General features: G+C 74.7%; 17 protein-coding genes. 9 read left to right on the top strand and 8 right to left on the bottom strand.

Features of this window, described 5'->3' with window-relative positions; all coding sequences use genetic code 11:
- Positions 1–4: 4 nt before the first annotated feature.
- A complete protein-coding gene (locus tag ACZ6J5_RS19375) occupies positions 5–925 on the bottom strand; it encodes an LLM class F420-dependent oxidoreductase (RefSeq protein WP_469393047.1) in 921 nt (306 codons plus the stop codon).
- A gap of 323 nt (positions 926–1,248) precedes the next feature.
- Positions 1,249–2,466 carry an amidohydrolase family protein gene (locus ACZ6J5_RS19370; protein ID WP_469393045.1) on the bottom strand — a complete coding sequence of 406 codons (1,218 nt, stop codon included), beginning with the start codon at positions 2,464–2,466 and terminating at the stop codon, positions 1,249–1,251.
- 145 nt (positions 2,467–2,611) lie between these two features.
- Here ACZ6J5_RS19370 and afsR point away from each other — a divergent pair, with 145 nt between their 5' ends.
- Complete coding sequence (afsR, locus tag ACZ6J5_RS19365) at positions 2,612–5,788, top strand: SARP-family global regulator AfsR (RefSeq protein ID WP_469393043.1); 3,177 nt, start codon at positions 2,612–2,614, stop codon at positions 5,786–5,788.
- 260 nt (positions 5,789–6,048) lie between these two features.
- Entirely contained in the window at positions 6,049–6,261 is a 213-nt protein-coding gene (locus ACZ6J5_RS19360) for a hypothetical protein (protein WP_469393041.1), read from the top strand.
- A 442-nt stretch (positions 6,262–6,703) separates the two neighbouring features.
- Here the strand turns inward: ACZ6J5_RS19360 and ACZ6J5_RS19355 are convergent, their stop codons facing one another.
- Positions 6,704–8,239: a FadD3 family acyl-CoA ligase gene (locus tag ACZ6J5_RS19355; RefSeq protein ID WP_469393039.1), complete on the bottom strand. Its 1,536-nt coding sequence runs from the start codon at positions 8,237–8,239 to the stop codon at positions 6,704–6,706.
- Between the two features lie 86 nt (positions 8,240–8,325).
- Here ACZ6J5_RS19355 and ACZ6J5_RS19350 point away from each other — a divergent pair, with 86 nt between their 5' ends.
- The 3 genes from ACZ6J5_RS19350 to ACZ6J5_RS19340 are packed head-to-tail and all read left to right on the top strand — an operon-like array spanning position 8,326 to position 10,695.
- Positions 8,326–9,468: a lipid-transfer protein gene (locus tag ACZ6J5_RS19350; protein WP_469393037.1), complete on the top strand. Its 1,143-nt coding sequence runs from the start codon at positions 8,326–8,328 to the stop codon at positions 9,466–9,468.
- A gap of 4 nt (positions 9,469–9,472) precedes the next feature.
- Positions 9,473–9,910: a Zn-ribbon domain-containing OB-fold protein gene (locus tag ACZ6J5_RS19345; RefSeq protein WP_469393035.1), complete on the top strand. Its 438-nt coding sequence runs from the start codon at positions 9,473–9,475 to the stop codon at positions 9,908–9,910.
- Positions 9,907–10,695: an enoyl-CoA hydratase/isomerase family protein gene (locus tag ACZ6J5_RS19340; protein WP_469393033.1), complete on the top strand. Its 789-nt coding sequence runs from the start codon at positions 9,907–9,909 to the stop codon at positions 10,693–10,695. Before ACZ6J5_RS19345 ends, ACZ6J5_RS19340 begins: the two co-directional genes overlap by 4 nt.
- Here the strand turns inward: ACZ6J5_RS19340 and ACZ6J5_RS19335 are convergent.
- A complete protein-coding gene (locus tag ACZ6J5_RS19335; protein WP_469393032.1) occupies positions 10,673–11,302 on the bottom strand; it encodes a hypothetical protein in 630 nt (209 codons plus the stop codon). The genes ACZ6J5_RS19340 and ACZ6J5_RS19335 overlap by 23 nt on opposite strands.
- A 129-nt stretch (positions 11,303–11,431) precedes the next feature.
- Between ACZ6J5_RS19335 and ACZ6J5_RS19330 the strand changes: the two genes are divergently transcribed.
- Positions 11,432–12,031, top strand: a complete 600-nt coding sequence (locus tag ACZ6J5_RS19330) for a hypothetical protein (RefSeq protein WP_469393030.1) — start codon at positions 11,432–11,434, stop codon at positions 12,029–12,031.
- A 12-nt stretch (positions 12,032–12,043) separates the two neighbouring features.
- On the opposite strand, the gene afsK is transcribed toward ACZ6J5_RS19330, so the two are convergent.
- Positions 12,044–14,470 (bottom strand): protein serine/threonine kinase AfsK, encoded by a 2,427-nt coding sequence (gene afsK, locus ACZ6J5_RS19325; protein ID WP_469393028.1) that lies wholly within the window; start codon positions 14,468–14,470, stop codon positions 12,044–12,046.
- A 193-nt stretch (positions 14,471–14,663) separates the two neighbouring features.
- Positions 14,664–15,491, bottom strand: coding sequence for a VOC family protein (locus ACZ6J5_RS19320; protein WP_469393026.1), 828 nt, complete (start codon positions 15,489–15,491; stop codon positions 14,664–14,666).
- A 239-nt stretch (positions 15,492–15,730) separates the two neighbouring features.
- Between ACZ6J5_RS19320 and ACZ6J5_RS19315 the strand changes: the two genes are divergently transcribed.
- Positions 15,731–16,378 (top strand): TetR family transcriptional regulator, encoded by a 648-nt coding sequence (locus tag ACZ6J5_RS19315; protein WP_362476037.1) that lies wholly within the window; start codon positions 15,731–15,733, stop codon positions 16,376–16,378.
- Positions 16,379–16,489: 111 nt separating this feature from the next.
- Here the strand turns inward: ACZ6J5_RS19315 and ACZ6J5_RS19310 are convergent, their stop codons facing one another.
- Together ACZ6J5_RS19310 and ACZ6J5_RS19305 are read right to left on the bottom strand one after the other, a co-directional pair.
- A complete protein-coding gene (locus ACZ6J5_RS19310) occupies positions 16,490–16,984 on the bottom strand; it encodes a nitroreductase family deazaflavin-dependent oxidoreductase (RefSeq protein ID WP_469393024.1) in 495 nt (164 codons plus the stop codon).
- The gene (locus ACZ6J5_RS19305; RefSeq protein ID WP_469393022.1) at positions 16,985–18,229 is read right to left on the bottom strand and encodes an acyl-CoA dehydrogenase family protein; all 1,245 of its coding nucleotides are present in this window, start codon (positions 18,227–18,229) and stop codon (positions 16,985–16,987) included. It lies immediately after the preceding gene.
- Between the two features lie 117 nt (positions 18,230–18,346).
- Here ACZ6J5_RS19305 and ACZ6J5_RS19300 point away from each other — a divergent pair, with 117 nt between their 5' ends.
- Both ACZ6J5_RS19300 and ACZ6J5_RS19295 read left to right on the top strand, forming a co-directional pair.
- Positions 18,347–19,519, top strand: a complete 1,173-nt coding sequence (locus ACZ6J5_RS19300) for a thiolase C-terminal domain-containing protein (protein ID WP_469393020.1) — start codon at positions 18,347–18,349, stop codon at positions 19,517–19,519.
- Positions 19,520–19,637: 118 nt separating this feature from the next.
- The gene (locus ACZ6J5_RS19295; RefSeq protein ID WP_469393018.1) at positions 19,638–20,894 is read left to right on the top strand and encodes an FAD-dependent monooxygenase; all 1,257 of its coding nucleotides are present in this window, start codon (positions 19,638–19,640) and stop codon (positions 20,892–20,894) included.
- Positions 20,895–21,014: the final 120 nt, after the last annotated feature.

Here is a 21,014-nt window from a genome sequence, read left to right as displayed (position 1 = left end):
ATCACTAGGTGAGGTGCGGTGCGACCTCCGTGGCGAAGGCCCGCATCTGGTCGATCAGTTCGGACCGGCTCCGGCAGCGGAAGCGGACCTGGAGCTGGTCCACGCCCATCTCCCCGTAGGCGCGCAGCGACTCGGCGAGCGCCTGCGGCTTGCCGGTCAGGGTGCGCCGGCCGGTGTCCCAGGCGGGCTGCCCCACGTACAGCGGCTCGGCGATCGCGCCCACCGTGAGCGGCGCCCCGATCCCGGCCGCCGCCCGCAGCTCCCGCAGCCGCGCGATCTGCTCGGCGAGCTTGCCGCGCGGGTCGCCCTGGGGCAGCCAGCCGTCGCCCTTGAGCGCGGCCCGGCGCACCGCCGCGGGCGAGGAGCCGCCGACCCAGACGGGGATCCGCTCCTGCGCGGGCCGGGGCCGCTGCCCCAGGTCCCGGAAGGAGAAGCGCTCACCCTCGAACACGGGGAACTCCTCGGGCCCGAGCGCGGCCCGCAGCGCGTCCAGGGTCTCGTCGAGCACCCCGCCGCGCCCGGCGAAGTCCACCCCGAGCGTCTCGAACTCCTCCTGGAGGTGCCCGGCGCCGACCCCGAGCACGAGGCGCCCGCCGGAGAGGTGGTCCAGGGTCGCGTACGCCTTCGCCGAGACCAGCGGGTGGCGCAGCCCGACCAGGGCCACGTGCGAGAGCAGCCGGACCCGCTCGGTGGCCGCCGCGAGGAACGAGAGGGTGGCCACCGGGTCGTACCAGACCGTGCTCATCGCCCCGGCCATCCGGCGCGGCACGGCGACGTGCTCGCAGCTCGCGATGTAGTCGAAGCCGAGCTCGTCGGCGGCGCGGGCGACCGCGAGGAGGTCGGCGGGGCCCGCCGCCGCCTCCCAGGGCTCGGCGTAGATCGTGCTCTGGGACTGGACGGGCAGCTGCATCCCGTAGACCACCATGGGGGCTCCTTCATCCGGTCCCGGCCGGTCTCGTCCGGGCCTCGTCGGGTCGATCTGACGACTCGTCAGTTGCAATGCCGGGGCCCATGCTGGCTTCTGACGCTTCGTCAGGCAAGGGGTGCGACGACCGGTCCGCGCCGGACCGCCGCCGGGTGCGCTTTTGTCCAAGACCCCGCGCGGGCCCGGGCCGCACGCTGGACACGGCGGTCCCCCCGCCCCTGTCGCGGCCGCACCCGGCCCGCCCCCAGCCCCCGCCCGGTCCGCCTCCCTCGGCGGGCCGGGCGGGCCCTTGTCCGGACCCGGCGGGAATTGCCAGACACCCCCTAAGGGCGCCAGAGGCCGTCCGGGGTGAGCCCCAGCAGGTCGATCGCGTTGCCGCGCACGATCCGCTCGACCACGTCCGGCGCCAAGTGGCCCATCTGCGCCTCGCCGACCTCGCGGGACTTGGGCCAGGTGGAGTCCGAGTGCGGGTAGTCGGTCTCGTAGAGGACGTTGCCGACCCCGATGGCGTCCAGGTTGCGCAGCCCGAAGGCGTCGTCGAAGAAGCAGCCGAAGACGTGCTCGGCGAAGAGCTCCGACGGCGGGCGCAGCACCTTGTCGGCGACCCCGCCCCAGCCCCGGTTCTCCTCCCAGACCACGTTCGCGCGCTCCAGGATGTACGGGATCCAGCCGATCTGCCCCTCGGCGTACATGATCCGCAGGTTGGGGAAGCGCTCGAACTTGCCGCTCATCAGCCAGTCGACCATCGAGAAGCAGCAGTTGGCGAAGGTGATGGTGGAGCCGACGGCGGGCGGGGCGTCGGCGGAGGTGGACGGCATCCGGCTGGAGGAGCCGATGTGCATGGCGATGACCGTGCCGGTCTCGTCGCAGGCGCGCAGGAAGGGGTCCCAGTGGTCGGTGTGCACCGAGGGCAGCCCGAGGTGCGGGGGTATCTCGGAGAAGGCGACCGCGCGCACGCCCCGGGCCGCGTTGCGGCGCACCTCGGCGGCGGCGAGCTCCGGGTCCCAGAGCGGGATCAGGGTCAGCGGGATGAGCCGGCCCGCCGCCTCGGGGCCGCACCACTCCTCGACCATCCAGTCGTTGTAGGCCCGCACACCGAGCAGACCGAGTTCACGATCGGCGGCTTCTGTGAAGGTCTGGCCACAGAATCGGGGGAAGGTCGGGAAGCAGAGCGCCGACTGGACGTGGTTGACGTCCATGTCGGCGAGCCGCTCGGGCACGGAGTACGAGCCCGGCCGCATCTGCTCGTAGGTGATGACCTCCAGCCGGATCTCGTCGCGGCCGTAGCCGACGGCGGTGTCGAGCCGGGTCAGCGGACGGTGCAGGTCCTCGTAGACCCACCAGTCGCCAATGGGCCCTTCGTCCCCTTTGGCGCCCATGACGGGGGCGAACTTTCCGCCCAGAAAGGTCATTTCCTTCAACGGGGCGCGGACGATCCGGGGGCCGGTGTCGCGGTAGCGGGACGGGAGCCGGTCCTGCCAGACGTGCGGGGGCTCCACGGTGTGGTCGTCCACCGAGATGATCTTGGGAAAGCTCTCCATGCGTTTCACGGTAGCGTCGATCTGACGGTTCGTCAGCTCCCGGGGCTCCGTCCGCCCGTGGATCGGCCGCCCCGATGCTGACGCGCGCCCCGCGGACAAGGCAGACTGTCTTGGGCGAAACCAGCGGTACGGGCAGGGGGAGCTAATGGACCGTGAGGACGGGCCGCGGGTTCCGGAGCAGCGCACTCCGGCGACGGGTTCCGACGGGACCGGCACCGGGCCGGCCGAGGAACCTCGCTCCCGCGTGCCCGGAGACGGGCGGGCGGGCGCCGGGGCGACCGGTACGAACGGCGCAGACGGCACGGACAGCGCGGCCAGCGCGGACGGCGCAGAGGGCACGCACGGCGTAGGCGGCACGCACGGCGCGGCGGCCGGGACCAGCGGCGGTGCGGGCGGCGTGCCCGTCCCCGCCCCCGTCCCCGCCTCCCTCCGCTTCGGCGTGCTGGGGCCCGTGCGGGCCAGCCGGGGCGGGGAGGCGCTGGCCACCGGCTCGCCGCAGCAGCGGGCCCTGCTCGCCGCGCTGCTGCTGCGCGACGGGCGCACCGCCACCGCGGGCGAGCTGATCGACGCCATCTGGGGCGAGGAGCCGCCCTCCCAGGCGCTCGCCGCCGTCCGGACGTACGCCTCCCGGCTGCGCAAGATCCTCGACCCCGGCGTGCTCGTCAGCGAGTCCGGCGGCTACGCCCTGCGCACCACCGTGCCGGGCCTCACCCTCGACCTCACCGAGGCCCACGAGCTGGCCGCCGAGGCCGAGAAGCTGCGCGGCGCCGGCGACCGGTGCGCCGCCCGCGAGCGGCTCGACGAGGCCCTCGGGCGGTGGGAGGGCGAGACCCTCGCCTCCGTGCCCGGACCGTACGCGGAGACCCAGCGCACCCGCCTGGAGGAGTGGCGGCTCCAGCTCCTGGAGACCCGGCTCGACCTGGACCTGGAGGTCGGCGCCCACGCGGAGGCCGTCTCCGAGCTGACCGCGCTCACCGCCGCGCACCCGCTGCGCGAGCGGCTGCGCGAACTGCTGATGCTCGCGCTCTACCGCTCCGGGCGGCAGGCCGAGGCGCTCGCCGTCTACGCCGACACCCGCCGGCTCCTCGCCGACGAGCTCGGCGTGGACCCGAACCCGGAGCTCTCCCGGCTCCAGCAGCGCATCCTCCAGGCCGACGCCGAGCTGGCCCGGCCGGTGGAGGAGCAGCCCCCGGCCGCCGCGCCGCTCGCCCGGCCCGCCCAGCTGCCCGCCACCGTGCCGGACTTCACCGGCCGCGCCTCCTTCGTACGGGAGCTGGGCGGCCGGCTCGCCAGCGCCGAGGGGCACGTCATGGCGGTGTCGGCGCTCGCCGGGATCGGCGGCGTCGGCAAGACGACCCTCGCCGTGCACGTGGCCCACGAGGCCCGGCCGCACTTCCCCGACGGGCAGCTGTACGTGGACCTCCAGGGCGCCGGTTCGCGCGCGGCGGCGCCGGAGACCGTCCTCGGGGCCTTCCTGCGGGCGCTCGGCACCCCCGACTCCGCGATCCCCGACTCGCTCGACGAGCGGGCCGCGCTCTACCGTTCCACGCTCGACGGGCGCCGGGTCCTGGTGCTGCTGGACAACGCCCGGGACGCGGCCCAGATCCGGCCGCTGCTGCCCGGCACGGCGGGCTGCGCCGCGCTCGTCACCAGCCGCATCCGGATGGTGGACCTGGCGGGGGCGCACCTGGTCGACCTGGACGTGATGTCGCCGGAGGAGGCGCTCCAGCTCTTCACCCGGATCGTCGGCACCGAGCGGGTGCAGTCCGAGCGGGAGGCCGCGCTCGACGTGGTCGCCGCCTGCGGCTTCCTGCCGCTCGCCATCCGGATCGCCGCCTCGCGGCTGGCCGCCCGGCGCACCTGGACGGTCTCGGTGCTGGCCGCCAAGCTGGCGGACGAGCGGCGCAGGCTGGACGAGCTCCAGGCGGGCGACCTCGCGGTGAAGGCCACGTTCGAGCTGGGCTACGGACAGCTGGAGCCGGCCCAGGCCCGCGCCTTCCGGCTGCTCGGTCTCGCCGACGGGCCCGACATCTCGCTGGCCGCCGCGTCGGCCGTCCTGGACCTGCCGGAGTGGGAGACCGAGGACCTCCTCGAAGCCCTGGTCGACACCTCCCTCGTGGAGTCCGCGGCGCCGGGCCGCTACCGCTACCACGACCTCGTGCGCCTCTACGCGCGCGCCTGCGCCGAGCGCGACGAACAGCCCCCGGCGGAGCGCGAGCTGGCGATGTCGCGGCTGCTGGACTTCTATCTGGCCACGGCCTCCCGGGTGTACGCGCTGGAGCGCCCCGGCGACCGGCTGGTGGACCACCTGGAGGCCACCGCCTACGAGGGCCTGGTCTTCACCGACCGGCACGCCGCGCAGGACTGGCTGTACGCCGAGGCCAACTGTCTGCTGGCCTGCGTCCGCCAGTCGGCGGCGTCGGCGGGGACGGTGCGGCGGGCGGTGGACCTGCTGTGGGCGGCGCTCGACCTGGGCGAGTCCGGGACCAACGCGCGGGAGTTCGAGGCCATCGCCTCGGGCGTGCGGGACGCGGCGCGCGGCTTCGGCGACGCGCGCGCCGAGGGCCGGGCGCTGATGGCGCTGGCGGGCGTCCACCACACGGCGGGCCGCTTCGAGGAGGCCGACCGCGACGCCACGCTGTCGCTGCCGCTCGCGGAGGCCGCCGGGGACCCGCTGCCGGCCTGCTGGTCGGCGAACGCCCGGGGCATCATCGCCCTGTACCAGAGCCGCTTCGAGGAGGGCGAGGTCCATCTCGCCCACGCCATCGAGCGGTTCCGCGGCATCGGGGACCGGCCGGGCGAGGCCAGCGCCCTGTGCAACCTGTCCCGCATCCAGCTGGCCACCGGCCGGACCGCGCGGGCCATCGCCCTGGCCGAGGAGGGCACGGCGATCTACGACTCGATCGGGCACTCGCTGCGCGGCGCCAACGGGCGGTACGCGCTGGGTCTCGCGCTCACCGAGGCCCGGCAGCTCGGCCCGGCGGTGGACCGGCTGCGGGAGGCCCTGGAGGTGTTCCGGGACAGCCGGCAGCGCCTGTGGGAGGGCATGACGCTGTTCCGGCTCGCCGAGGTGGACATCGCCGCGCGCCGGCCGGCGCAGGCGGCGTCCAACGCCGAGATGGCGCTCACGGTGCTGCGGGGCATCGGCGGGGAGTGGCGCCGCGCCAACGTGCTGACCGTGCTCGGGCGGGCCCTCAACGGCATCGGCCAGCAGGGGCGCGCCCAGGTCTGCTGGCGGGAGGCGCTGGAGGTCTTCGACGGGCTCCGCTCCCCCGAGGCGACCGAGGTCCGGGCGCTGCTGGACCTGATCAACGCGGCCTGACCGAGCCGCCCGCCGCGCGCCCCGCCGGGCGCGCGGAACCGTCCGCACCGCCCCGGCCTGCGCGTTCATCGTTCGTTTATCGCCGAACGGCAGTCTTGCCCTGTCGATCCGTCGCGTCGGGGGGCAGACGGGTCACCGGCAAGGCCGTCACCGCTGGGAACTAGGGTGCGGCCATGAAGGATCCGTCCGGCTGGTTTCACGGGGGAACGGCCGGACGGATCACGTGCCGCGTCCCCACCCTTCAGGCAGGAGCAGACGAGATGAGCAACCCGATAGAGAAGAACCCGGTCGCCAAGCCTCAGGACATGCACGCCACGGGCGGCACCGAGAGCGGGATCGTCACGAAGGACATGCACGCCACGTCCGAGCCGGCGGTCGACGCGATCACCGCCAAGGTGACGGCCAAGCCCGAGGGCGAGATCACGACCATGGACATGCACGCCACGTCCGAGCCGGCCAAGCCGGCCCTCTAGACCGCACGCCACGGGGACGGTTCCGGCGACGCCATCGGGGGAGTCGCCGGGGCCGTGGTCGTCCGCAGAGCAAGGCCGCACCGGTTCGGGGGACGCCCCCGGGTCGGGGGGATCCGTGGGGCACGGTCCGGTGCGGCAGGGGGGCGGACGACCAGGGCGGAGGGGCCGGGCCACCGGTCCGGTCCCTCCGTCGCACGTCACGGGGGACGCGCGGACGTCCGACCTGACGAAGTACGCGAGCGCACCTCGTACTCGCGTTCGACGTCCGCGATGATCGATCACGTCCGGGACGACAGGCGGTGGGGACCGCCCGACCGCCCGGACGAGGCACGCCACGCGCGCGCAGGGGGGAGGGCCCGGCCCGGTCACAAACCGGGCCGGGCCCCTTTGCGTTCCCGTCGCGCTCCCGGCCGCCGCGGGGCCCCGCCCCACCAGCGCCCCGTCAGCGCCCCCGCAGCACCCCCTTCAGGACCTTGCCGCTCGCGTTGCGCGGGAGTTCGCGGACGAACTCGACCTCGCGCGGGACCTTGTAGTTGGCCATCTCGCGGCGGGACCAGGCGATCAGGTCGTCCGCCGTCAGGGTCGAGCCGGGGCGGCGGACCGCGTAGGCCTTGCCGACCTCGCCGAGGCGGGGGTCGGGGACGCCGACCACGGCCACGTCGGCGATGTCCGGGTGGAGGTCGATCAGCTGCTCGATCTCCGCGGGGTAGGCGTTGAAGCCGCCGACGATGAACATGTCCTTGATCCGGTCGGTGATGCGCAGGTTGCCCGCCTCGTCCAGGACGCCCACGTCGCCGGTGTGCAGCCAGCCGTCCGCGTCGACGGCCGCCGCCGTCGCCGCCTCGTCCTCGAAGTAGCCGCGCATCACGTGGAAGCCGCGCACCAGCACCTCGCCCGAGTCGGACAGGCGCAGCTCGGTGCCGGGGACGGCCCGGCCCGAGGTGCGCGCGATCACCTCCGGCGGGTCGCCCCGGCGGCACATCGAGACGAATCCGCTCGCCTCGGAGAGGCCGTACGCGGTGAGGACCGTGCCCACGCCCAGCTCGCCGCGCAGCCGCTCCACGAGCTGGAGCGGGACCACCGCCGCGCCGGTGACGACCAGCCGCAGCGAGGACAGGTCGTGGCCGCCGCGGGCCGGGTGGTCGAGCAGCGACTGGTGGAGGGTGGGCGGGCCGGGCAGGACGGTGATCCGCTCGGCGGCGATGTTGGCGAGGACGGTGTCCACGTTGAAGACCGGCTGCGGGACCATCACCGCGCCCCGCAGCAGGCAGGCGATGACGCCGGCCTTGTAGCCGAAGGTGTGGAAGAAGGGGTTCACGATGAGGTAGCGGTCGCCCTCGCGCAGCCCGACCAGCTCGCTCCACAACGCGTAGCAGCGCAGGGTCTGTTCATGGGTGATGACGGCGCCCTTGGGACGGCCGGTGGTGCCCGAGGTGTAGATGATGTCGGAGGGGTCGGAAGGGGCGATGGCGGCGGCCCGGGACCACACCTCGGCGGCCGGGACGTCGTTCCCCTCCGAGAGGAAGGACTTCCAGGTGGCGTAGCCGGGGTCGTCGGGGGCGGTGTCGCCGAAGACCACCACCCGCTCCAGGTCCGGCAGGGCCACCCCCGAGCGGCGCAGCGAGGCCACGTACGAGGTGCCCAGGAAGGTGCCGGTGACGAAGAGCAGCCGGGCCCGGGAGCGGGCCAGCACGTCGGCGGCCTCGGCGCCCTTGAAACGGGTGTTCAGCGGGACCAGGACGGCGCCCGCGGTGACCGCGCCGAGCGCGGAGACGATCCAGTCCAGGGTGTTGGGCGCCCAGATCCCGACCCGGTCCCCGGACCGGATCCCGGCGGTCAGGCAGGCGGCCGCCGCGCGTTCGACGCGCTCGCCGAGTTCGGCGTACGTGATCCGCGTGCGGCCGTCGACGACCGCCTCGCGCTCCGCGTACCGCCCGGCCGCCCCGCGCACCAACTCCGGTATCGAGCCCCACTCCATCGCCCACCCCTCCCGTAGCTGACTATCCGTCAGATTAGCTGTAGCCTGACGCGCTGTCAGCAGTGCTGCCGGGCCGGGAGGACCACGTGCTCAAGGACGCAACAGCCATCGTCGGCATAGGCCAGACCCCCTTCGCCAAACAGCTCCCGGAATCGGAACGGACGCTCGCCTGCCGGGCGATCCTCGCCGCCCTCGACGACGCCGGCATCGCCCCCTCCGAGGTCGACGCCTTCGCCTCGTACACCATGGAGGAGACCGACGAGGTCGAGGTCGCCAAGGCCATCGGCGCCGGCGACGTCACCTTCTTCTCCAAGGTCGGCTACGGCGGCGGCGGTTCCTGCGCCACCGTCGGGCACCTCGCCGCCGCCGTCGCCACCGGACAGGCCACCGTCGGCGTCGCCTGGCGCTCCCGCAAGCGCGGCAGCGGCCCCCGCCCCTGGAAGAACACCGCCGTCCAGCTCCCCACCCCCGGCCAGTGGACCCGCCCCTTCGGACTGCTGCGCCCCGCCGACGAGATCGGGATGCTCGCCCGCCGCTACATGCACGAGTACGGCGCCACCCGCGACCACCTCTTCAACGTCGCCCTCGCCTGCCGCAACCGGGCCAACCAGAACCCCGCCGCGATGATGTACGAGCGCCCGCTGACCCGCGAGATGTACATGACCTCCCGCTGGATCAGCGAGCCCCTCTGCCTCTTCGACAACTGCCTGGAGACCGACGGCGCCCTCGCCTGCGTGATCGTCTCCGCCGAACGCGCCCGCGACTGCCGCCAGAAGCCCGTCTACGTGCACTCGGTCGCCCAGGGCCTGCCCGCCCAGCACCACGGCATGGTCAACTACTGGAACGACGACCCGCTCTCCGGACCCGCCTGGACCGCCGCCCGGCACCTGTGGAAGCAGGCCGACTTCGGCCCCCAGGACATCGACGTCGCCCAGATCTACGACGCCTTCACCCCGCTGATCCCGCTCTCCCTGGAGGGCTACGGCTTCTGCGGCCGGGGCGAGGGCGCCGCCTTCACCGAGGGCGGCGCCCTGGAGATCGGCGGCCGCCTCCCCCTCAACACCGGCGGCGGCGGGCTCTCCGAGGCGTACGTGCACGGCTTCAACCTCATCAACGAAGGCGTCAAGCAGCTCCGCGGCGTCTCCACCGCCCAGGTCCCCGACGCCGCCACCTGCCTGGTCACCGCCGGTGAGGGCGTCCCCACGTCCGCGATCCTGCTGAGGAGCTGACCCCATGGCCCTGCTCACCCCCGTCACCGACGACGACGGCGCCCCCTTCTGGGAGTACGCGGCCCTAGGCGAACTGCGCGTCCAGGCCTGCGCCGCCCCCGACTGCGGCGAACTCCGCTTCCCGCCCCGCCCCTGCTGCCCGCACTGCCAGTCCTTCGACAGCGAGTGGCGGCTGATGTCCGGGCGCGGCCGGATCTGGTCCTACGTCCTGCCCCACCCGCCGCTGCTGCCCGACTACGCCGAACTCGCCCCGTACAACGCGGTCCTCGTCGAGCTCGCCGAGAGCCCGCGCATCCGCCTCGTCGGCAACGTCGTCGCCTCCCCCGGCGCCCCGCTGAACTCCGTGGACCCGGCGCGGCTGCGGATCGGGGCGGCCGTGAAGGTGGCGTTCACCGAGACCGACGGCGTCAGCGTGCCGCGCTGGCTGCTGGAGCGCGGATGAGCGGCGGCCCCGGGATCCTCGTCGAGCGCGACAAGGAGACCGGCGTCGCCGTCGTCACCCTCGACCGGCCCGAGAAGCACAACGCGATCACCCTGGAGATGGCCCGGACCCTCGCCGAGACCTGGCGCGGCTTCCGCTACGAGGACGAGGTCCGGGCGATCGTCGTCACCGGCGCCGGCGGCCGGGCCTTCTGCACCGGGATCGACCGCACGGCCGCCGCCGACGTCCCGCAGCCCTCCTCCCCGTACACGATCGACGACCCGCTGCTCGCGATCGGCCCCAAGGCCAACGACCTGTGGAAGCCGGTGATCGCCGCCGTGGAGGGGATGGCCTGCGGCGGGGCCTTCTACCTGCTCGGCGAGGCCGAGTTCCTGGTGGCCGGCGAGGACGCCGCCTTCTTCGACCCGCACACCACCTACGGAATGGTCTCCGCCTTCGAGACCATCCACATGGCGCAGCGGATGCCGTACGGGGAGATCGCCCGGATGGCCCTGATGGGCGCCGCCGAGCGGATCTCCGCCCGACGGGCCTACGAGACCGGGCTGGTCTCCGAGCTGACCGCGCCGGGCGGGGCGCTCGCCGCCGCCCGGGCCGCCGCGGCCGTCGTCGCGGGGCACCCGACCGAGGCCGTCCAGGGCACCGTCCGGGCCCTGTGGTCGGCCAAGGAGACCGCCCGCGCCCAGGCCCTCGCCCACGCCCCGCACCTGGTGGCGCTCGGCAACCTGCCGCCGGAGCGGCAGGCCGGGCTGTTCACCGGGCGGGCTACGGGGTACCGGACGCGGTAGGGGTCGGGGCCGGGGCCGGGGCGGCGGACTTCGGCACCTCGGTCACCTCCCGCACCTCGCACTCCTTCACCCGGCCGACGGCCTTCGGGTCGCGCATCGCGACCTCGAAGGTCTCCTTCCCCCGCCGCTCGACGGTCACCACGGCCTCGGCCCGGTCCGCCTCCTTCCCCGACGCGTCCAGGAAGTCCACCTCGACGCGGAAGGTCTTCGTCTCCCACTCGTCCGAGGTGAGCTCGACCGTGGCCGTGGTGTCCGCCGTGCGGGCGGGCCTGCCCTTGGCCTTGCGCCGCGCGGGCTCCACGCAGTCGGTGACGGTGGCGTAGACGTCCGGCGTCGGCGAGGAGCTCGGCGTCGGGGTGTCCGTGGCGGCGTCCGAGCCGTTCGAGCCGCCCGGACCGCTCCCCTGGTCGTGGTCGTAGTCGTCGTTGCCCTTCTTGGAGCTGGAGCAGCCGCCGCCCCCGCCACCGCTGCCGCCACCGCCGCTGCGGCTCTTGCCGGACTTGCCGCTGCCACCCCCGTGGCCGCCGCCGCTGCTCGTCTGGAACCCGGTCAGCGCGAGCACCACCACCGTGAGCGTCGCCGCCAGTTTCACGCGCGTGCGGACCATGTCCCCACTCCCCCGTTGTCGTTCGCCGTGTCCGCGTCACCCTAATGCCGGGCCCGGTGCCGCATGGCAGGGCTCCCGCACCCGGCGTAGCGTCGACAGCGAGAGCCGGAGTACCGAGGAGGCCGATCGATGATCCGCAACGTCGTCGGCTCGGTGCTGGCCCTCGCCGGAGCGACGGCCGCCGTCCTGAGCCCCTTCCGTGCCTGGTACGACGGCCGTCACGGGCGCGACTACGCGATCGGCGAGCTCTTCACCGGTGTCACCGGCGCCACGTCCGCGCTCGTCTCCTCGATCCTGCTGCCCTTCGCCTTCGCCGCGCTGCTCACCCTCCTCGGCGTGCTGCTGCGCTCCCGGCTGCTCGTCGCCCTCGCGGGCCTGGTCGTGCTCGGCTTCACCGTGCTGTGGATGGTGCGGGTCGCGCAGGCCGAGGACGGCCTCGTCGTCGGCGCCGACGGGCGCGGGCTCGGCGAGGGGGTCGCGAGCGCCCTGGGCGGCGGGGCGCTGCTGCTGCTCGGCGCCGTCGTCATGTCGGGCCGCCGGCGCCGCACCGCGCGCCTCGGCCGCGCCGACCGCACGCCGGAGCCGGCCGCGCCCGAGGCGGCGTACGGGCCGGAGGCCGGGCAGCCGTACGCGTACGGCCCCCCGGACACCGCCCCGCCGCCCTCCACGGACGTGCCCTGGGACCCGGCGCGCGACGAGACCCCGCCGCCGCCGGGACACCGGGCCTGAGGCCCTCCCGGCTCAGGCTCCCCGGTTGGTCGCCGTGCCCTTGACCGCGTCCAGCGCGTAGACGCAGCGGTCCTTGCTGCACGCGTACACGACGCCGTTCCTGGCCACCGGCGAGCCGGTGATCTCGCCGCCCGTGGCGAGCTTCCAGCGGAGCTGGCCGCCCGTCGCGTCCAGCGTGTACAGGACGTGGTCGGCCGAGCCGAAGTGCACCCGGCCGTCGGCCACGACGGGGGCGCCGATCAGCTCGCCGCCCGCCGCGAACCGCCACTTCGGGGTGCCGGTGACCGCATCGAGCGTGTAGAGCGCGCTGCCGCTGCCCACGTGCACGTTGCCCGCGGCGACCAGGACCGGCTCGGTGGACTGGCGGGGCTCGGTGGCGATCCGCCAGCGGTCCTTGCCGGTGGTCGCGTCGAGCGCGTACACCGTGCCCAGGTGGTCGACCAGGTAGACCCCGCCGCCGGTGACCGCCGGGCCGGGCGCGAAGGCGGGCGGCGCCAGGAAGACGGCGGGCGCCTCGAAGTGCCAGCGGACGTGGCCGGTCGCGATGTCCACGCACAGCACCCGGGTGCCGGCCGCGACGTACACGCAGCCGTCCTCGGCCGGGGCCACCCGGACCGGGACCTGCGCGCAGGAGGCCGTGTCGCCGACCGGGTACGACCAGCGCTCCGCGCCGCTGCGGGCGTCGAGCGCCTGGAGCCGGGCGTCCCGCCACACGTACACGGTGTCGCCGTGCAGGGCGGGCCCGCCCTCCGGCGTCTCGAAGTCGGTCTGGGCGCCGGTGATCTCCCAGAGCCTGGCGCCGCTGGACGCCTCCCAGCCCTGGACGCCGCCGCCCCGGGTACCGGTGACGACGGTGCCCCGGTCCACCTGGAGGGAGTACACCCAGGCGTCCGTGTGCAGCCGCCAGCGCTCCGAGCCGTCGAGGGCGTCGAGCGCGTACAGGGTGGGCCCGTCGGAGGCGTGGATCCGGCCGCCGGCGACCGCCATGGACCAGGCCACGTCGCGGGTCTTGAACTGGCGCCGGCCGCTCGCCGTGTCCAGGGCGTGCACCTCGAAGGAGGTGACGTAGAGCAGGTCGCCGTCGACGACCGGGGTGCCCCACACGTCGTTGGACATGCGGAAGCGCCAGGGCCGCCAGTGGCCGGGCGCCTCGGGCGCGGGCGGGGCCGGCGGGGCCTCGGGCGCGCGGGCGGGGCCGGGCAGCGGGCGGGAGCCGGGCGGCGGGCCGGGCTCGGTGCCCGTGCCGCCGCCGGGCGGGCGGATCCAGCCGGTGGCGGTGCCCGCGGCGGCGCCGAGGCCGACGCCGACGGCCGCGCGGGTGTCGGCGACCCGGGGACCGGGCCCGATCGGGACGGGGGCGGCACCGAGCCGCACCGGCCCGGCGTCGGGCACCGGGGCGGCGGGTCCGGCGTGCCGCCCGCCGCCGGGCCGGTCGCCGTACGGGTCCGAGGGCCGGTCCGCGCGCGGGTCGCCGCCCCAGTCGGCGGGCCCGCGGGGCGGGCGCGGCGGCATCGGCGGCCCGGCCGGGGGCCTCGGCGGGTTGGGGCGGCCGCCCCGGCGGGCCTCGATCATGGCGGTGGCGCTCTGCGGCAGCCAGGCCGCGGCGGTGCCGCTGTCGTCGCCGCCGGCGCCGAAGAGGTGCGGGGCGAGCTGTGCCTGGAGGTCGGCCGGGGTGGGGCGCTGGGCGACGTCCATCTTCATGCAGGAGTCGATCAGCGGACGCAGCTCGTCCGGCAGGCCCGCCAGGTCGGGGCCCTCGCGCAGCAGCATGAAGACGGTCTCCACCGGGTTGGCGCCGTGGAAGGGGGCGTGGCCGGTGGCGGCGAAGACCAGCATGGAGCCCAGCGAGAAGACGTCGCTGGCGCCGGTGACGCTGCGCGAGTCGCGGGCCTGCTCGGGGGACATGTAGGCGGGGGTGCCGACGGCGACGTTGGTCATGGTCAGGCGCGTGTTGGAGACGCCGGACGCGATGCCGAAGTCGATCACCCGGGGGCCGTCCTCGACGACGAGCACGTTGGAGGGCTTGAGGTCGCGGTGGACGAGCCCGGCGCCGTGGATGGACTGGAGGGCCTCGGCGACGCCCGCGGCGAGCCAGCGCACCGCCTGGGCCGGGAGCGGCCCGCACTCGTTCACTATCTCTTCGAGGGAGGGCGCCGGCACGTAGGCGGTGGCGAGCCACGGCACGGCGGCGCGCGGGTCGGCGTCGACGACGGCCGCCGTGTAGAAGCCGGAGACCGCCCGCGCGGCCTCGACCTCGCGGGTGAAGCGGACGCGGAACAGCTGGTCCTCGGCGAGCTCCGTCCGTACGGTCTTGATCGCCACGCGCCGGCCGGACGCCGAGCGGGCGAGATAGACGAGGCCCATTCCGCCCGCGCCGAGCCGGCCCAGCACTTCGAAGGGCCCGATCCGTCTCGGGTCGTGCTGCGTCAGCTGCTCCACTTGCCTGCCACCTCCCCGTAGGGCCATGAGGGTACGGCCCCGTGGAACCTGATTGTTCCTGTCCGAGGCGGTGGTGGCGAACCCGGGGGCGGATCGGGGTGTCCCCGGTCATATCACCGCGCACGCGGGCACGCGGGCCGGCGCCCGAGCGGGCGCGTCGGCCGGCGGGTCCGGCGGTGGTTCCGGCGGCGGATCAGGCGGTGGTTGCGGGGGCGGACCCGGCCGCCGGTTCGGCGAGGACGGCGAAGCGGGCGCCCTGGTTGTCGTGGAGGACGGCGATCCGTCCGTGCGGGGTGTCGAAGGGCGCCGTGGCGACCCGGCCGCCGAGCCGGACGGCGGTGGCGCAGGCCGTGTCGCAGTCGTGGACGGCGAAGTAGGGCAGGACGTGTCCGGGCAGCTCGGCGGGGAAGGCGCCGGTCATCAGGGCCCGGCCGCCGAAGGCGCTGTCGTCGCCGGGGCGGGAGCCGGGCGGGGACCAGACGCGGTAGTCGAAGGCGCCGTCGCGGCCCTCGGCGGCGGGGTCGGCCTGGCGGCCGAGCCAGCCGAAGACGGTGGCGTAGAAGGTGTCGACCGCCTCGGGGACCCGGGTGTACACCTCCATCCAGCAGAAGGCGCCGGGCCGGTTCACGGCCTCGAAGCCGTCGTCGGCGGCGCCGTCACCGGGCTGGCGCAGTCCGAAGACGGCGCCGCCGGGGTCGGCGGCGAGCGCCCGGACGCCGGAGCGGCCGACGGGGTAGGGCGCCATGACGAGCTGCCCGCCGGAGGCCGCGACGCGGGCGGCGACGGCGGCGGCGTCGCGGGTGGCGAGGTGGACGGTCCAGGTGGTGGGCATCCGGCCGTCGCGCTTGGGGAGCAGTCCGGCGACCCGGGCGCCGTCGAGGAGGGCGTCGGCGGCGAGGGCGTCGTCGCGGCCGGGGCGGAAGGTCCAGCCGAAGAGCTCTCCGTAGAAGCGCTTGCCCGCTTCGAGGTCGGAGAGCTGCGCGTCCACCCAGCAGGGGGTGCCCTGTGTGAATACGGCCATGGCCCCACGCTAGGGTCCGCCCCCGCGTCCCGCCTGTCCCCCATCCGCCCGAATTAGCACATACGTGCGCTTATGGGGCCGGGAACCCTTGTCCCGCAAGGGCTCCGGGGCCGTTGTCCACCGAAGTTGTCCACAGGCTGTTAATAAGCCTATCGGGGACGGAGCCGCCGATCCGGGGCCTGATACCCATTTGCAGTCGGCCGAATCGCGCCCCGATCACCCCTCGGTAAGCTGACGGCATGACAGGACAAGTACGCACCGTCGACGGCCGCGTGGCCGGACGACGCGGCCAGGCGACGCGGCAGAAGCTGCTCGACTGCCTCGGCGAGATGCTCAGCTCCTCGCCCTACCGGGACGTCAAGGTCATCGACGTGGCCCGGAAGGCGGGTACTTCACCCGCGACGTTCTACCAGTACTTCCCTGACGTCGAGGGCGCCGTCCTCGAAATCGCGGAGGAAATGGCCAAGGAGGGCGCGGGATTGACCGAACTGGTCGCCGGCCGCTCCTGGGTCGGCAAGGCCGGCTGGCAGACCTCCGAGGAACTCGTCGAGGGATTCCTGGACTTCTGGCGCAAGCACGACGCGATCCTGCGGGTGGTGGACCTCGGGGCGGCGGAGGGCGACAAGCGCTTCTACAAGATCCGCATGAAGATCCTGAACTCGGTCACCAACTCCCTGACGGACGCGGTGAAGGAGCTCCAGGCGAAGGGCAAGGTCGACAAGGACGTCAGCCCCGCGGCGATGGCGGGCTCCCTGGTGGCGATGCTGGCCTCGGTCGCCGGCCACCAGAAGGGCTTCCAGACCTGGGGCGTGAAACAGGCCGAACTCAAGCCGAACCTCGCCCTGTTGGTGCACCTGGGGATCACGGGCAAGAAGCCGACGAAGTAGCCCGCACGAGCCCGCGGGGCTCGCCTTCACCCGTCCTGTCGCGCCGGCGGCGGCCCGGAGCTCGTTCCCGTACGAGCCCCGGACCGCCGCCGTCGTCCTGTCGGCGGCGGGTCAGCCCGCGGGCGGGGCCGCCGGGGTCCGGGTCAGCCGGAAGAGCCGGATCTCCCGGTCGATCCGGGCCTGGTAGGCCGCGTACGGCGGCCAGAACTCCAGCGCCGCCCGCCAGGCCGCCGCCCGCTCCTCACCGGAGAGCAGCCGGGCCCGTACGGGGAAGCTCTCGCCCCGCCAGCTCACCTCGGCGTCCGGGTGGGCCAGCAGATTGGCGGTCCAGGCCGGGTGCCCCGGACGGCCGAAGTTGGAGCCGATCAGCAGCCAGGTGCCATCGGCCCCCTCGGGCATACAGGCCAGCGGGGTGACCCGGGGCTGCCCCGACTTCGCGCCCTTGGCCGTGAGCACCACCCCCGGCAGCATCCGCGCGCTCAGCATCACCTTGCCCCGGGTCAGCCGGTGCACGGCCTTGTCCATGGCCGGGATGAAGTGCGGGGCGACCTTCGCGAAGGTCCGGGTCGACGAGACCTTCTGCATCATCCGCAGTCCGATCGGCATCTAGGCCACCTCTCCGAAGAGTCCGCCGCGTTCGGCGGCGCGGGCGCGCAGCCGGTGCGCGGGGCCGAAGAGGAGCTCGTCGGCCGCCGCGCGCTTGAAGTAGAGATGGGCGTCGTGCTCCCAGGTGACGCCGATGCCGCCGTGCAGCTGCACGGTCTCGGCGGCGGCGGCCCGCAGCGCGTCGAGGGCCTGCGCCAGGGCCAGCGCGGCGGCCTCCGGCTCGGCGTCGTCGAGCAGCGCGCAGAGGGTGAGCGAGCGGGCCGACTCGACCTGCACCAGCAGGTCGGCCAGCCGGTGCTTGACCGCCTGGAAGGAGCCGACCGGGCGCCCGAACTGCTCGCGGGTGCCGACGTACTCGACGGTGCGGTCCAGGGCGGCGCGGGCGGCCCCGACCGCCTCGGCGGCGAGCGCGACGGCGACGGTGCGCCCGAGGGCGGCGAGCGCGGCGAGGACGGACACCCCCGGGCCCGCACCCGCGCCCTCCCCGGCCTCCCGCCCCGCCTCCGCCGGGTCCTCCCACTCCCCCAGCAGTTCCCCGGGCACGTCCCTGAGCTGGACGGTGGCCTGGGAGCGGGTGAGGTCGAGGGCGGGCTGGCGGCGGCGGACCAGGCCGGGGCCCGCGTCCGCCGCGTGGACCAGGAAGAGCAGGGTGCGGCTGCGCGGGAAGCCGCCGGCGTGCGCGGCGACCAGCAGCAGCCCGGCGCTGTGCCCGTCGAGGACGTGCACGGCCTCCCCGTACAGCGACCAGCCCTCGCCCCCGGCGGGCCGGGTGGCCTGGACGCCGCCGGAGCGCCCGCCGCCCGCCCAGGGCTCGGCCGCGTTGTCCCCGGTGAGCCCGAGGGCCAGCGGCAGCGCGCCGCCCGGCACCGCGAGGGCGCAGGTCAGCGAGCCGTCGGCGATCCGGGGCAGCAGCTCGGCGCGCTGCCGTTCGGTGCCGAGGGCGGCGATCAGCGGGGCCGCCAGGACGGCGGTGGCGAGCAGCGGGGAGGGGGCGAGCGCGCGGCCGGTCTCCTCGCAGGCGAGGGCGAGTTCGGCGGGGCCGCAGCCGACTCCCCCGTACTCCTCGGGCAGGGCGAGTCCGGGCAGGCCGAGGGTGCCGGCCATGGTGGCCCAGAGCCCGGTGTCGTACCCCTCGGGGGTGGTGACGGCGGCGCGGATCTCGGCCGGTCCTGCCCGCTTGGCGAGGAGTTCGCGCAGGGTCCTGCGGATCTCCTGCTGCTCTTCGGTGACGGCGGCGGTACGCATGGGGCTCCCCTCCGTAACTGACGGGGCGTCATGTTAGAGCGACGAGCCCGAGAAGCACAGCCCGCGAGGGTGCGCGACCCAGGCCGGATCCAAGAAATCTGATGTACCGTCAGATTCATGCCCACCACTCCAGGGGACCGCCGCCGCGTCGCCGTCGTCGGCATATCCCTCTCCGACTGCGGCCGGGTCGACGAGGCCACGCCGTACGCCCTGCACGCCCAGGCCGCCCGCCGCGCCCTCGCGGACAGCGGGCTCGACCGCTCCGTCATCGACGGCCTCGCCTCGGCGGGGCTCGGCACCCTCGCCCCGGTGGAGGTCGCCGAATACCTGGGGCTGCGGCCCCGCTGGGTGGACTCGACCGCCGTCGGCGGCGCCACCTGGGAGGTGATGGCGGCGCACGCCGCCGACGCCATCGCCGCCGGGCACGCCAACGCGGTGCTGCTGGTCTACGGCTCCACCGCCCGCGCCGACATCAAGGCCCGGCGCCGCACCTCCAACCTCTCCTTCGGCACCCGGGGCCCGCTCCAGTTCGAGGCGCCGTACGGGCACACCCTGATCGCCAAGTACGCGATGGCGGCCCGCCGCCACATGCACGAGTACGGCACGACGCTGGAGCAGCTCGCCGAGGTGGCCGTGCAGGCGCGGGCGAACGCGGCGCTCAACCCGGAGGCGATGTTCCGGGACCCGGTCACCGTCGACGAGGTGCTCGGCGGCCCGATGATCGCCGACCCCTTCACCAAGCTGCACTGCTGCATCCGCAGCGACGGCGGCTGCGCGGTGCTGCTGGCCGCCGAGGAGTACGTGCCGGACACCGCGAAGGCCCCGGTGTGGATCCTCGGCACCGGCGAGCACGTCTCGCACACCACGATGTCGGAGTGGGAGGACTTCACGGTCTCCCCGGCGGCGGTCAGCGGGCGGCTCGCCTTCGAGCGGGCGGGCGTGACCCCCGCCGACATCGAACTCGCCGAGATCTACGACGCCTTCACCTACATGACCCTGGTGACCCTGGAGGACCTGGGCTTCTGCGCCAAGGGCGAGGGGGGCGCCTTCTTCCAGGACAAGGAGCGGCGCGAGCGGCTGCCGGTCAACACCGACGGCGGCGGGCTCTCCGCCTGCCACCCGGGGATGCGGGGCCTGTTCCTGCTCGTCGAGGCGGTGCGGCAGCTGCGCGGCGAGGCGCCGGGGCGGCAGGTGCGGCGGCCGGACGGCTCGCTGCCGGAGCTGGCGGTGGCCTCGGGGACGGGGGGCTGGTTCTGCTCCTCGGGGACGGTGGTGCTGGGGCGGGGCTGAGCCGGCCGGGCCCACTCGCCACGATCTATACAAGCGTCATAGACAAGCGTGTAGGACATCCGTATAGTCGGCGGTGCGGGGCCGCCACGGCCCCGCGCCCACCGACAAGGAGTCCGCCATGCGCGCTGCCCGTACGGTCCTGATCTCCGGCGCCTCGATCGCCGGCCCCGCCCTCGCCCTCTGGCTGCACCGCTACGGCTTCGCCCCCACCGTCGTCGAGCGCGCCCCCGCGCTGCGCACCGGCGGCTACAAGGTGGACCTGCGCGGCCACGCCATCGAGATCTGCGCCCGGATGGGCGTCCTGGACGAGGTCCGCGCGGCCTCCACCGACATGGCCGGCGGCTCCTACGTCGACTCCCGGGGCCGCACCGTGGGCGAGCTGCCCGCCGAGGTCTTCGGCGGGCGCGCCGAGGGCGACGACGAGATCATGCGCGGCGACCTCGCCCGGATCCTGTACGAGAAGACCCGCGACGACGTCGAGTACGTCTTCGGCGACTCGGTCGCCTCCCTGCACGACGACGGCGAGGGCGTGGACGTCGTCTTCGAGAGCGGGGACCGGCGCCGCTTCGACCTCGTGGTCGGCGCGGACGGGATGCACTCGCACACCCGGCGGCTGGTCTTCGGCGACGAGCGGCGCTTCCGCCGCCACCTCGGCGCGTACATCTCGATCTTCACCGGCCCCGACCGGCTCGGGCTCGACCGCTGGGAGACCTACCACGCCCGCCCGCACAAGCTGGTCTCCGTCTACAGCACGGCGGGCGAGGGAACCGGCACCGCCAAGAACCTCTTCGTCTTCGCCACCCCCGCCGAGCTCGCCTACGACCACCGGGACACCGCCGCCCAGAAGCGCCTGCTCGCCGACGCCTTCGCGGGCGACGACTGGGAGATCCCCCGGCTGATGGCGGACGCGGCGGACGCCGACGACTTCTACTTCGACGCCCTCGCCACCATCCACATGGACCGCTGGTCGCGCGGGCGGGTCGTGCTGCTCGGCGACGCCGCCCACTGCCCCTCCCCCGCCTCCGGCCAGGGCACCGGGCTCGCCCTCGCCGGCGCCTACGTGCTGGCCGGGGAGCTCGCGGCGGCGGGCGGCGACCACGTGGCCGGCTTCGCCGCGTACGAGGAGGTCATGCGGCCTGGTGTCGAGCTCAACCTGGCCTTCGCCGAGAAGATGGCGAAGGAGATGACGGTCGGCTCCCGCTGGAAGATCGCCCTGCGCATGTTCCTGGTGCGGACGCTGCCGAAGACCCCGTGGAAGAACCTGATCGCCCGCGCGATCCGCGAGGACGTCCAGCGCGCCTCGCGCGCGGTGCCGGTGAAGGACTACCGGGCACCCGTGGCGCACCCGGAGCGCATGGGTACGCCTACTCACTGAACCCGTTCGAAATACTCTCCTTCGCAGTTCGGGCCGCTGTTACGATCATGTCATCGGATGGGAAGAGCCGGAGGGGACCGCGCGGCGGACGCGCGGACGAAGGCCACCCGTCCCCGCCCG

It is taken from the genome of Streptomyces sp. NPDC042100 (assembly GCF_055582325.1).
This window is presented reverse-complemented; position numbering and strand designations above follow the sequence as displayed.

Excerpts from the sequence above, each read along its gene's own strand:
- ACZ6J5_RS19375 (WP_469393047.1), bottom strand. The coding sequence starts at position 925 with ATGGTGGTCTACGGGATGCAGCTGCCCGTCCAGTCCCAGAGCACGATC.
- ACZ6J5_RS19370 (WP_469393045.1), bottom strand. The coding sequence starts at position 2,466 with ATGGAGAGCTTTCCCAAGATCATCTCGGTGGACGACCACACCGTGGAG.
- afsR (WP_469393043.1), top strand. The coding sequence starts at position 2,612 with ATGGACCGTGAGGACGGGCCGCGGGTTCCGGAGCAGCGCACTCCGGCG.
- ACZ6J5_RS19360 (WP_469393041.1), top strand. The coding sequence starts at position 6,049 with ATGAGCAACCCGATAGAGAAGAACCCGGTCGCCAAGCCTCAGGACATG.
- ACZ6J5_RS19355 (WP_469393039.1), bottom strand. The coding sequence starts at position 8,239 with ATGGAGTGGGGCTCGATACCGGAGTTGGTGCGCGGGGCGGCCGGGCGG.
- ACZ6J5_RS19345 (WP_469393035.1), top strand. The coding sequence starts at position 9,473 with ATGGCCCTGCTCACCCCCGTCACCGACGACGACGGCGCCCCCTTCTGG.
- ACZ6J5_RS19340 (WP_469393033.1), top strand. The coding sequence starts at position 9,907 with ATGAGCGGCGGCCCCGGGATCCTCGTCGAGCGCGACAAGGAGACCGGC.
- ACZ6J5_RS19335 (WP_469393032.1), bottom strand. The coding sequence starts at position 11,302 with ATGGTCCGCACGCGCGTGAAACTGGCGGCGACGCTCACGGTGGTGGTG.
- ACZ6J5_RS19330 (WP_469393030.1), top strand. The coding sequence starts at position 11,432 with ATGATCCGCAACGTCGTCGGCTCGGTGCTGGCCCTCGCCGGAGCGACG.
- ACZ6J5_RS19320 (WP_469393026.1), bottom strand. The coding sequence starts at position 15,491 with ATGGCCGTATTCACACAGGGCACCCCCTGCTGGGTGGACGCGCAGCTC.
- ACZ6J5_RS19315 (WP_362476037.1), top strand. The coding sequence starts at position 15,731 with ATGACAGGACAAGTACGCACCGTCGACGGCCGCGTGGCCGGACGACGC.
- ACZ6J5_RS19310 (WP_469393024.1), bottom strand. The coding sequence starts at position 16,984 with ATGCCGATCGGACTGCGGATGATGCAGAAGGTCTCGTCGACCCGGACC.
- ACZ6J5_RS19305 (WP_469393022.1), bottom strand. The coding sequence starts at position 18,229 with ATGCGTACCGCCGCCGTCACCGAAGAGCAGCAGGAGATCCGCAGGACC.
- ACZ6J5_RS19300 (WP_469393020.1), top strand. The coding sequence starts at position 18,347 with ATGCCCACCACTCCAGGGGACCGCCGCCGCGTCGCCGTCGTCGGCATA.
- ACZ6J5_RS19295 (WP_469393018.1), top strand. The coding sequence starts at position 19,638 with ATGCGCGCTGCCCGTACGGTCCTGATCTCCGGCGCCTCGATCGCCGGC.